This window comes from Moorena sp. SIO3A2, assembly GCF_010672265.1.
GTDB classification, from domain to species: Bacteria; Cyanobacteriota; Cyanobacteriia; order Cyanobacteriales; family Coleofasciculaceae; genus Moorena; species Moorena producens.
On sequence record NZ_JAAHHC010000016.1, the window covers coordinates 21068 to 33305 of the forward strand.

11 protein-coding genes are annotated in these 12238 nt (G+C 39.0%); 10 read left to right on the forward strand and 1 reads right to left on the reverse strand.

Annotated features, from left to right (window positions below; translation table 11 throughout):
* Positions 1-244: 244 nt before the first annotated feature.
* The 7 genes from F6K64_RS19320 (at position 245) to F6K64_RS19350 (ending at position 8670) form a co-directional block, all read left to right on the forward strand.
* Entirely contained in the window at positions 245-1216 is a 972-nt protein-coding gene (locus tag F6K64_RS19320) for a CinA family protein (protein ID WP_071102742.1), read from the forward strand.
* Between the two features lie 422 nt (positions 1217-1638).
* Complete coding sequence (locus tag F6K64_RS19325) at positions 1639-2034, forward strand: hypothetical protein (RefSeq protein WP_071102741.1); 396 nt, start codon at positions 1639-1641, stop codon at positions 2032-2034.
* Between the two features lie 305 nt (positions 2035-2339).
* Positions 2340-3416: a cupin-like domain-containing protein gene (locus F6K64_RS19330; protein ID WP_287266037.1), complete on the forward strand. Its 1077-nt coding sequence runs from the start codon at positions 2340-2342 to the stop codon at positions 3414-3416.
* Between the two features lie 43 nt (positions 3417-3459).
* Positions 3460-4464: a cupin-like domain-containing protein gene (locus F6K64_RS19335; protein ID WP_287266039.1), complete on the forward strand. Its 1005-nt coding sequence runs from the start codon at positions 3460-3462 to the stop codon at positions 4462-4464.
* 31 nt (positions 4465-4495) lie between these two features.
* On the forward strand, positions 4496-5449 hold the full coding sequence (locus F6K64_RS19340) for a cupin-like domain-containing protein (protein WP_287251317.1): 954 nt from the start codon (positions 4496-4498) through the stop codon (positions 5447-5449).
* Positions 5450-5471: 22 nt separating this feature from the next.
* A complete protein-coding gene (locus F6K64_RS19345; RefSeq protein ID WP_287251319.1) occupies positions 5472-7169 on the forward strand; it encodes a cupin-like domain-containing protein in 1698 nt (565 codons plus the stop codon).
* Between the two features lie 127 nt (positions 7170-7296).
* Positions 7297-8670, forward strand: coding sequence for a bromodomain-containing protein (locus tag F6K64_RS19350; RefSeq protein ID WP_287251320.1), 1374 nt, complete (start codon positions 7297-7299; stop codon positions 8668-8670).
* Here F6K64_RS19350 and F6K64_RS19355 read toward each other — a convergent pair.
* Positions 8648-10369, reverse strand: a complete 1722-nt coding sequence (locus F6K64_RS19355; RefSeq protein ID WP_287266041.1) for an ABC transporter ATP-binding protein — start codon at positions 10367-10369, stop codon at positions 8648-8650. The genes F6K64_RS19350 and F6K64_RS19355 overlap by 23 nt on opposite strands.
* A gap of 329 nt (positions 10370-10698) precedes the next feature.
* Here F6K64_RS19355 and F6K64_RS19360 point away from each other — a divergent pair, with 329 nt between their 5' ends.
* Genes F6K64_RS19360 through F6K64_RS19370 form a run of 3 tightly spaced genes read left to right on the forward strand, consistent with a single transcriptional unit; the run spans position 10699 to position 12227 of the window.
* Positions 10699-11973, forward strand: a complete 1275-nt coding sequence (locus F6K64_RS19360; RefSeq protein WP_287266043.1) for a glycosyltransferase — start codon at positions 10699-10701, stop codon at positions 11971-11973.
* Positions 11927-12088, forward strand: a complete 162-nt coding sequence (locus F6K64_RS19365) for a hypothetical protein (protein ID WP_154659965.1) — start codon at positions 11927-11929, stop codon at positions 12086-12088. The genes F6K64_RS19360 and F6K64_RS19365 overlap by 47 nt, the downstream gene beginning before the upstream one ends.
* Positions 12069-12227, forward strand: a complete 159-nt coding sequence (locus F6K64_RS19370; RefSeq protein ID WP_154659964.1) for a hypothetical protein — start codon at positions 12069-12071, stop codon at positions 12225-12227. Before F6K64_RS19365 ends, F6K64_RS19370 begins: the two co-directional genes overlap by 20 nt.
* The last annotated feature ends 11 nt before the right edge of the window (positions 12228-12238 follow it).

Here is a 12238-nt window from a genome sequence, read left to right on the forward strand (position 1 = left end):
GCCAACACTATCAGAAAAATACTTTGGCAAGAGGTCTATTAATGAATTGTGATAATTTTTAATCCGAAGTTTCCGACTCCCGACTCCCTACTCCCGACTCCCTACTCCCTACTCCCTACTCCCTACTCCCTACTCCCTTGCTGTCAAAACCATTAAATTTAAATAAAGACTAGCTAATACAAGCCAATCATTGATAGTGTAATCAGAGTCAATTCATCTATCTTTTGGAGAAAGACAGTCGAAAATGTCGAAAAATAAGGTTTTGATGGTACTGGTATCGCTCATCCTACCCTTTGTGCTTGGTGTCCAACTAGCAATGGCCGATACCAGCAACTCGGCTCAAACCTGCTTACGAGGGTTACTGTACCTAAACAACGGTTGCAGTACAGTAGATTATATGTCCATTGATTACACTCCTCTGATGAATGACAAAGCTGAAAGCTTTTTGAAAGAAATTAAGGCACGGCAGCTCAATGTTGTCACAGCGGAGTCTCTGACCAGTGGCATGATTATTTCCACCATCGTCAACATTCCCCTCTATGGCTCCTACACCTACGGTGGATTTTCCACCTATGATAGTGATGCTAAGCGCAAGATGCTCGGGGTCAAGAAAGGCGATGTTTATACCGAAACCACGGCTCGACAAATGGCTGCCGGTGCTTTGAAAAATAGTCGGGCGATGGTCTCCATTGCAGTTACCGGAAACGCCGGACCGGTTGACAAAAATAAATTGGACGACCTTGGTGTTGTCAACGCAGCAGTTTCTATTCGCACCATCTCTGAGAGCCAAGACAGTGACATCCACGAGCAGCCCATTGTCTTCAATACCAGGCACCGGCGCATGGCACTTTGCGATGGTGATGGATTGCCTATGACTGAAGTTGTTTGTCAACAATATCGTTCCGAAGCTGAGGCCGACCCTAAGGGGTATGTATCCGCTCCAACCTTGTCCATGACGCGGAAATTGATTCGGCAAAATGTGGTGATTGACGCTCTGGAACTGGCGCAACAACACCTCCAAAACTTTGTCTGTACCAGCGACGGCGATAATGTCACTTGTAAAACTCTCGACTCCATGTGTCAAGAACCCTATGATGGCCGTTACATCAGGTATGGTGAACCAACTTGGGTGATCAAGGAGCACATCGAGCGTTGTCCAGTGGGTATGGCAAAGGGAAGAGGGAACAGGAAACAGGGAAGACGGAACAGGAACTAGGGAGTAGGGAATATGGCATCAAAAATTATCACAATTGATTTAGGTACCCTATAGTTAGTCGAGGGAAGTGTGGGGACTGTGGGGCGGGGGAGCGGCGAGTGTGGGGAGCAGTAAGTCCTAGGTCTCAACCCGTGCTTGGTGAGGGTTGGGATACAGGGATTAGCCCCTTCAAGTTGATCATGGAGAGGAATTAGATCAAATCAGGATAATTGCCCACACTTACGATATCCAGAACATTATCTTTCTCCCCCTGCTCCCATTAACCCAAGACGAAGGGACCTCACCCAATTGAGAACTGCAAGAATGAATCAGGAGTAAAAACATAACAATTTCTTAAGAAATTGTTATGTTTTTACTCGAATACCCCATTGTATAATAGTATTATTTTTGGCAACAAAATTTGATAGTAGGATAAATAGACTATGAGTGCAACTACTACGAATGACAACCTATCAGTGTTTGGTAACGAAGTTGAAATTGACGGCGTATTGTATGTCTCTGTAGACTTCCTCAAGCATTATCCAGAATATCTAGATAACGAATTAGATCGGGAAATGGATATTGATGATCAAGAGGATGATACTGACACTCCTGAAGAGGGAGAATTTGACGAATCTTTGAGTATCCATAAGAGCGAGATTGATATCAACGGCACGACCTATATTGCTGTTCCTGTGCTGAAGAGCAATCCCAACTATGTGGAACTTAAATACAACCAGAAAGCGGATGTTTCCTTAAGCACCTTTATCCCCAATAAGATGCTAAATGAAAATGCAGCTGTTGCTGCATTTCGCTTACGTCGTCGGAGTCGTAATTAGTACCGGGGTGGATGACAAGTTATGACAAATCCTATAGAATCTTAACTTGTCACTAATGGTCCGAGGGAGAGTCCGGTTTTATTGTGAGTTTGAATGACGACGGGCGCGAATTTATTCGCCGTCTAATTCTTATTCAATTGACCACGCTGGGTTTATAGGAATCCCCGCCAATTCAATGCGGGGATTCTCAACTGCGAAGGATTTTTGTTTTAGTTAGAGAGACTATTTTGAGGATTTATCAGCCTCTCACCCTAGGGGAATTTTATTGATATCCACCTAATTATCAAAGAACGGTGCTAGGAGCGATGCAAAGAGAAGTACCTGTATTAACCAGTATTACCCAAGCCGAATTTTATCAAGATTATTTCCTCAAAAATACTCCGTGCCTGATTCGAGGTGGGGCTAAAGATTGGCCAGCTGTTAAAAAATGGCATTCTGATGATTATTTAGCTAAACTTGCTGGCAATAGAAAAATTTTTAAAACCACATCTATTCGCCATGATTTTGGTTTTAACCACCAATCTCCCATGAAATATATGAAATTTGGTGAGTTTTTAGATCACTATCAAGATAATTCTCAATATTACATTAATGACTCCGATATACCGAGTATTTTAGTTCAAGACATGGGCAACCATGAAATATTGGAGGGATTCAATCGGTTAGAGCACTATCATAAGCGAACTGGATTCTTTCTCGGTGCAGGAGAACAATATGCGCCACTCCATTATGACGATGAGGAAAATATCTATGTTTTGATTGATGGCGAAAAAGAGTTTCCTCTCTTTGATATCGCAGATTTTCGCAAAATGTATGCTTACGATCATCAAGATAGTCCAGACTTTTCGCCAGTAGATGTGAATAATGTGGATTATCAAGCCTTTCCCCTCTTTAAAGAAGTCACCAGATATAATGCTCATCTTTATCCAGGGGATATGTTATATGTTCCCGGATACTGGTGGCATAGCGTCCGTTCCCAAGGCAGGAACATGGCATTATCTTATGTAAGAACCGATCGGATTTCGCAATTAATGGCCTATATAAAGTTAGTAAAAAACGATGCTTTACCTATCTCTGAATCAGAAAAACATACTATGCTGACTATGTTAGAAAATCGAGAGGAAACGGCGATTAATACTCAGCAATATCTGCAAAATGAAGGTGGTTTAATGGAGTTGAATATTTTCTATTTATATTTAAAACTTAGTCTTTTGTATGAATATTTAAAAAATAAACAACAGGATATTAGTCCTGTTTATAATGCGTTTAAACGTGTTAAGCCTATGGTTAAAATTGAACTTCATTCAGGTAACTATAGTTATCCAGTTTTATATTTGATGCAAAATTTTTATCGAATAAACCCTGGTATTTTTGAGGTATAAATTAACCGAATAAATGCATAATTTATAATAACTTATACTTATTATGTTAAATTTAAGCATCGAACAGCTATCAAACCATCATCCAATAAACCTCAAAAATCCAATTCCTGTAGCGGAAGTCAAAACGATTGATAATGAAACTTTTGCCAATGAGTATGTTGCCAAGCACCGCCCCGTCATTATTCGCCAAGGTATTCAGCATTGGCAGGCCATGCAGTGGGAAGACGACTATTTAAAAAAAGTCGTCGGAGAACAACCAGTCAAGGTTTATATCTTTTCCTATTATCAGGAAGGAAAGGTAAATCTTAAAGATAGTCTTCAGGAAAAGATGAGCGTCGCCGACTTCATCGAACGCTATAAAAGTATTGATAAGAATTACTATATTTCAGACCAGAACCTATTTCCTGTTTTACATCAAGATTTGGGAACTCATCCTGTTTTGGAGACCTTCCCTATTTCCAGGAGAAGGACGTTATTCTGGGGCAATGGCGGTCAAAAATCCCATTTGCACTATGACGACAATGAAAATATCATGTGCCAATGTGATGGGGAAAAAGAATTCCTGCTGTTTGATATCACCGATTTCAAGTACCTGTATCCGGCAACCCCTGAACAGTTTATTTCTGCTATCGATCTCGATCGGCTGGATTCTGGGCAATTCCCTCTCCTAAACCATGCCACTCCTTACGTAGCTCGCATTAAAAAAGGCGATATTTTGTATGTTCCTTGTTACTGGTGGCATCGCGTAACGTCCTTTGGCAGGAATATTGCAGTGTCTTACATCATCAACGAGACAATGGCTCAACGGCTCAATGTTGTAGAGAAATTGGTAGACTGCGACACCCTTCCGGTGGATGAATCGGTAAAGAACGACTTACTTGCCATCATTAGATCTGAAGAAAAAGCTTCTAAACGTAACGCTCAACTGAAAAAATATCACCGGAAATACCTCAAAGAGCAGGGAACTTCTTACTATTTTCATCAAATTTTTCGCCGTTTAATAGAAGAAAGCCTTTTTGATATTCTCTACGGTCATAGTACCTACTGAGCTTGAGTAAACTTATGGAAAAGCGATCGCGATGAATATATTATCCAGCTACAACATAAAAAATAAAAGAGCGAGGGTTCCCAAAGTCGAACAAATATCCAAAGAGGAGTTCTACGGAAACTATGTGCAAAAGAATACTCCATTAGTTATTTGCGGAGGAGTAAAACACTGGGATGCCATTCACCTGTGGACAAATGAGTATTTGGAGCAGGTTGTGGGGTTTAAGACAGTAGATGTCGAAACATCCAGAGATCAATTTGAGGGGAGAATTTTCGACGATGCTGAGAAAGTTTATATGCCTTTTTCCAGATTTTTAGAGAGATTAACCCTTCCAGAAGGGGAAACCGACTATTTTGTTGGTAGTTGGCTATTCCCAGCTCTGATCCAGAATGTCCCAGATATCGATCTCTTCCATGCCTTTGATGTATTTTCCAGACGTCGCATGTTGATGACCCGAGGAGGAAATCGTATTGCCTTTCACCATGACTGGTATGAGAATCTCCTCTGCCAGGTCAGCGGATATAAGAAGTTGACGCTGGTCGATATTGCCCAAACAGCTTATATGTATCCAAAAGGCGGAGAGGAAAATGCCAACTATTCACCTATTGATATTCATCAACCAGATTACCAACAATATCCTCTTTTTGAACAGGCAACTTTGTATGAAACCGAAATCCATCCCGGAGATGTCCTCTACATTCCTTGTAGTTGGTGGCATACAGTGGAGAGTTTTAAACGCAATATTGCCCTTTCGTTTTCCTTTTACGAAGCCAATTCGGAATTACTATTAGTTCTCTCGAAAATGTTTCAAAAAAATGCATTTGCTTTATCGGCAGATGATACCGAAGCTCTGCAAACTATTTTTGATAATGAAGAGAATCCTGGCCAAAAACTAAAACGGATCCAAAAATACGCTCAAAACCATAAAATTTCTACTATTTTACTAATGTTTAACCAGAGAAACAAGCTTTGGTTTGGAGTTTGAAATAAAAACCAGGATAAATCCCATGTCTAAAGGCGAAAAAATCCTCCAAAACTACTATCCTAACGAAAGCATAGATTACCTAGATGCTAGTGTAACTAGTCGCACAATTATTGATGATTATCTTTATAAAAGAAAACCGGTTATCATTCGAGGTCTAATTGATGACTGGGAAGCAAGCAAGAAGTGGAGTTTTTCCTGGTTTCAGGAAAAGTATGGTAACATTTATACCAATGTTTTCCCTTCTGGCAACGAAGCTAAGTCATCTCAAATGAGATTGAAAAAAATGTTTGCGAAAATGCAACAGGGAGAAATATTATACTCTAGCCTATATACCAAAGAACTATTTCCCATACTCTCCCCAGATTATCCCCTTGCCGGGACAATTCTTTCCGATACTAAATTTAACTGGTTATTGGATCTTCCCAAAACTATTCATGGGGACATGAATGTAATTTTTATTGGCAATACTGGCACGGGCATTAAGAATCATCAAGATAGTATGGGGACTCATCTCTGGTCAGCTCAAATTATGGGCACAAAGCGCTGGATTGTTTCTCCTCCAGAAGAATCTGAGTTTATGTATGAGGGTAAAGCTGACTGGTTAAAACGAGAAGAATCGATTGAAAAATACCCTAATTTCAAGGAAGCCAAAGCCCTCGACTTCATTTTAGAAACTGGTGAAATTTTAATTATTCCCGTTGGGTGGTGGCATCAAACTGAAATTTTATCAGATTCTATTTCTATTACCCACGATCTTGTCAATGAGACAAATTATCACCATTATATTTCCGAACTCAATAAATCTCACCATATCGATCCTAAAGTAGAGACATTTTATCGCGCCAGTCAGTCAATTAAAGCAAATTGGGCTGCTCAACTTACCCAAAGAAAAACGACTCCTATTGAGCGTATTTATTACTCCATTTCTTTTGAAGAGTTGTTAGAAAAATACCTCATTCCTCATCAAGCAGTTATTCTCCAGAATCAAATCAATCATTGGCCAGCTCTGCACAAGTGGAATTTAGATTATTTTCGAGAGAGGTTTGGCAATGCTTTCATTCAGTATTTCCATGGTCACGACGATAAGTCTAAAAAAATACGATTAAGAAAGTATCTGGAAAGCAACTTCGACCAACCCCATTATTCCATGTGGTGTCTGGATGACTTTTATGACATCCTTGCTGAAGATTTTGATACAATTGAACCCTTGAACAACAAGGAAAAAGATTGGATTTTAGAGCTACCTAAAAAAGAATTAAATGCCTTGACCTGGATTTTTATGGGAACTAAAGGTTCTGGGATTGCCAATCATACGGATAGATTAGGACAGCATGTGTATTCTGCTCAAATTTCCGGTCGCAAAAGGTGGCTACTTCACCCACCTGAAGATACAAAGTGGATGTACGATGGTCAAGTTGACTTAACCAATCCCGATTTAGTTAAATATCCGCTTTATATGAACGCATCTGCGCCTTATGATTTTGTGCTCGAACCAGGTGAAGTATTAATTTTACCAAATGGTTGGTCTCATCAAACCTTAACTTTATCAGATTCTATTTCCTTGTCCCATGATTTTATGAATGTTTCCAATATTGATTCTTTCTTAGAAAGAATGGAGGCGAGAAAAGGGGAAAAATACATGAAATCGGAAACCATGAAACCGATTATTTGCAATTGGAAAGAGAAACGAGATGCTTTACGACAGCAGACAATAATATAATAAAAATTCGATAGATATATTAAATTAATTCAAATATATTTGATTATAAATTAGAGTTCAATCTGGCTCAAAAGTATCTGTTACAAAATATCTTTGGCTTACATTTAAACAACGGCTTTCTGCGATAATGCCTAAATTGCCTCTAACCCTAGACATCAATCAATTAGATCCTTTAATCAACTGTTATCTAGGAATAGCAGAAATTACCGATCGCATTCGGGGTAAATTTTACAACAGTATCGAGGAATTTATCAATATCTTCTTTGCTTACGATTTTAGAGTTAATGAAACATTCTTCAATCAGCGAATTTATCAACAAGAGGGTCGGGAATTCACTCTGTATCAATATTTCCGCTCCAAATCATTTGCAGACTTCCTAGAAATCATGGAGCTAACTCGGAAAAAAAAATTTCCGGATCTGCTGCCTATCCATGATTCCTATATTTGGGAGTTTCCAATTCATTTTTATCTAGTTAACTTTAGCGAAGAAGACTATATCATAGATCTGATCGACCACCCAGAGATTTTAGCCTATGACTTACGACAGTTTCTTCCCAATCATAATTACGACATTCAGAGAGATTATGACTCAATCAAAAAGAATAACGATCGAGCTTACTTGAAATGGTTAATTGAAAAGAATCTGGAAAAGGTAAATTTTGAATTTTCTATGGAAGGGGCAGAGTATGCTAAAGAACATCTGCGCAATTATTTATTACCTTATTCGGATTTTTACCAAACTTGTATTGACCGCATTGGAGCCATGGGATTTCGGTTTCGATTAACTGGAATTTCCGAAGTCCATACTCGCAATCCAGTGAAAACAAACAAAGGAAAGTGGATTGATGAAATTACCACATCCCCAAACTGTTTTAATGTTGCGATCTTAATGCAACGGGATTTATCCAGACGCAATCTTGGGGGTTATGCCAATTTGCCCCAAATCCGATATCGCCGCAAATTTTATCCTCGAAAAATTGGTTTTTTGTGCCTGATTGTTGATACTTTAGGATACGATCGAGCCAACTACCTTAATCAAAAATATGACTGTGAAGCTGGTAGTACTCTTAGCCATGAATTAGGACATTGTTTTCAACTGTATCACCTTGGTAAACATGGTAAAGATTTTAATAAGCCTTGCCTGGGGATAGCTCCAGATACCATCTGGAATCCGATTAATATCAAAAAAGCCAGTATTTGGCCTTGGGATAAAAAATTTGCTGAAAATCTGCATGCCAAAAATATGTTCATGAATCTAATGAGTATAGATACTGAACTGAATGAAAACTTATTCTTTACTAAAGCACAAGCTGCCCGTGCTAGAACTGTCGCTATGATGTACTATCGGCATTGGATGCAAAGATTGGAGTCTTGGGAACAGGCTAAGGATTATTTAGCCATTAAATCCCCAAATAATTCCTACTTACTAACAAAAGACTTCGGAGCATATCCAGAAGACAGACTAATACTCAGAAGAGTTACTGAATCGGATCAAATCTAAATTGTTCATGCCAAAGTTTATAATAAATTCCTTGACTTTTAAGGAGTTCTTGATGTTTTCCTTCTTCGACAATTTTGCCCTGATTCAAAACAAATATGCGATCGCAATTTACCACTGTGGATAATCGATGAGCAATGATTATTGTCGTTCTACCTTCGGCAACTGTTTTAAGTGATTCTTGGATAATATTTTCTGATTCACTATCAAGATGAGATGTGGCTTCATCCAGAATTAAAATTTGAGGATTTTTTAAGATTGCTCTAGCAATTGCAAGCCTCTGCTTTTGTCCTCCAGAAAGTTTTATGCCTCTTTCCCCAACTATAGTTTCATATTTTTCTGGTAAAGTTTCAATAAAATGATGAATATGTGACAGCTGGCAAGCTTCTATAATTTCTCGGTCTGTTGCGTTTAAGTTTCCGTACTTTAAATTTTCTTTGATTGTTGTATTAAATAACAATGTATCTTGAGAACAGACTCCTAAAGCTTGCCTTAATGATTTGATTTTTAGAGAGCTAATATCAATATCATTAATCTTGATCGAACCCTCTTTGGGATTGTATAATCTAAATAATAAATTAGTTATTGTAGTTTTTCCTGCACCGGAATTTCCTACAAAAGCGATGTTTTGACCTGCTTTGATATCAAAAGTGAGATTTTTCAAAATGGGTTGACCTTTTTGGTATTCAAAATTAACTTTTTCAAATTTAAAGGAATTGATTTTGTTGACTGTTAAATCTCCTTCTTTTTCTGTGTCCAGTTCTAAATATTCCAGAATCCTTTTGATAGCTGGGATGGTAGCTTGTAACTTTAGATTAACCTTAAAAACAGAAGATAAAGGCTCAACAATAAGACCCAATAAATAGTCAAAAGCAATTAAACTACCTAAGGTAAGTTGATTATTTATGAGAAGATATCCTCCTAATCCATATAAAACAATTTTTGAAGTTAGAGGTATAAGTTCTCCCAAAGATTCTACTAGTTTGGATAACGTCACAAATTTAATATTATTCCTTATATAATTTTGGGTAATTTTGGTATGTTTTATTAATCTATTTTTTTCTAAACCAAACACCTTTATCAAATAGTGTAGTTCTATATTTTCGTTAAAAAATTTTTGAAATTCAGAAATATATTTTCGATTGATAGCGCTTAATTTCTCTATCTCTTTTTCTTTAATTTTATAGGCCAAATTCAATAAAGATGATAGGGGAATTAATACTAAAGCTAAAAGCCAATTAAACTTAAATAACAATATACTTATCAAACATACAATTAATATATTTTCGATTGTACTCGGGAAAACTACTAATAAAAAATGTTCTAAATAATTAACATCATTAAGTAATCTTGATACCAGTTCACCATTCGGTATTTCACTGTAGGTTATAAAATCGATTTTTTGAATATGAGAATATAATTTTTGTCTTATTCTAAAAATTATTTGCGGGCCAAAAGAAGCAGATAAATAGTCCTCAAATATTTTTAGTAAAAACCAAAAAATCCTGGCTACCCCAAAAGCTAAAACCATTAAAAATAATAAATTAATATCTTTGTTTGGAAAAACATTATCGAAAATATTCTGAATAATAAGGGGTTCTATGAGGTCAGGAATTATTAATAATAGTACTGTTACTAAAATGAGTGCATGCTTGACATAGGGGTATTTGATAATTTGAAAAATCTGTAAAACGTATTTCATCCCTTACTCCATATCATTGTGAAAAATTAAGTAAACGCCGTTTTACTATTACGAGTATTACGAGGCATCGGGTTTCTCCATCTGAGCAGCTAATTGGTCTCCGACTTTGAAAGCAGTATTTTTGGGTTCATATCCATTGTAAATTCAAACTTGAAAATTAAAACAGGACTTACGGTGAGGGGGGCAATAGACGGATTACCACTCCATGTTTATAATGGAATATTTATAATTAAGAGGAATTCTTGGATGATGCTTCCTCCACAAACTGCTGTTGTGTGTGTTTGAGAGGTTGATACATGTTCCATTGCTGTTGACCAGATAACTGACCTATGCATGTATTTATCCTAACTCTCGGTTCCCGTGGCGATGTCCAGCCCTATGTAGCATTGGGCAAAGGTTTAAAAGCAGCAGGACATACCGTCACAGTCTGTACCAGTGCCAGTTTTGAATTATTCATCAGGGAGCATGGCTTAACTTATGGCTATATGAACGATGAGATGATCAAGCTGATCAATTCAGATCAAGGTCGGGATGCCATGGAAAATACGACCAACCTCTGGGAAACCATCAAACTGACTCGCAAGTTATCTAAACAAGTTGCTCCCATGCAACGGATGATGCTTAAGGATAGTTGGAATTCCGCACAACAAGCCAACCCTGATCTGATCATCTTCCACCCCAAAACCTATGGGGGCCCTCATTTCGCCGAAAAATTGGGCATTCCAGTGATCATGGCGGTTCCTTTGCCGATGCTGGTGCCTACCGCTGAATTTCCTAACATGGGCTTCCCGAAATGGCCTTTAGGGGGCTGGTATAACAAACTGACCTATCGCTTCGTCAATCGATTAATGGAGTTTTCAGCAGGCAAACCTGTTAAAAGGTGGCGAGCTGACCATGATTTGCCACCCCAACGGGGGGATTTTAATATTCTGCGTACCACTACCGGTGAACAGATTCCGGTTTTATATTGTTACAGTAAGTTTGTGTGCGATGAAGCTACGGATTGGCCTGAGAGTGTGATGGCAACCGGCTACTGGTTTCTAGAGGAACAAGATACATGGCAACCACCGGCTGAGTTACAGAATTTCCTTGATGCTGGTAATCCTCCGGTTTATGTCGGTTTTGGCAGTATGGCTGGACGAGATCCCCAGCGGTTGACGGAAATTGTGATTGAAGGGTTACAGCAAGCCAATGTGCGGGGTATTATTGCTACCGGTTGGGGTGGCTTGGCAGTGGCTGACTTGCCAGACAGCATTTTCAAAATTGATAGCGCTCCCCACGATTGGCTTTTCCCCCGTATGGCGGCAGTGGTGCATCATGGTGGGGCTGGCACAACCGCTGCTGGCTTACGGGCAGGTCGTCCCACTATCATTTGTCCCTTTTTTGGGGACCAACCCTTTTGGGGCGAGCGTGTTCATGCCCTTGGTGTGGGCAGTAAACCGATTCCCCAGAAGACGTTGACTGCCGAGAAGCTGGCTACTGCTATCCGCGAAGTGACGACAAGCCAGACCATTCGGCAAAATGCTGAAGCCTTGGGGAAACAAATCCGGGATGAAGATGGCATTGCTAATGCGATCGCTATTATTGAATCTCGATTGGGTTAGGATTTTAGGGAGTCGGGAATCGGGAGTCGGGAATCGGGAGTCGGGAGTCGGGAGTCGGGAGTCGGGAACAGGGAAGAAAGAAGAGGGAATTGTTAATGGGATGGGTGGGTTATGAACATACCTTACTACTCACTTCTTGCTTGAATAACTATGGGATGCGATCGCGATGGATGTTGCGATCGCACTTTCTTTTTTCAAAGATAAGTCACCGGGCAAAAGGCACTGCTTCTACGGGGTTTGCTAAACTCGATTAAGTGACCTGGAT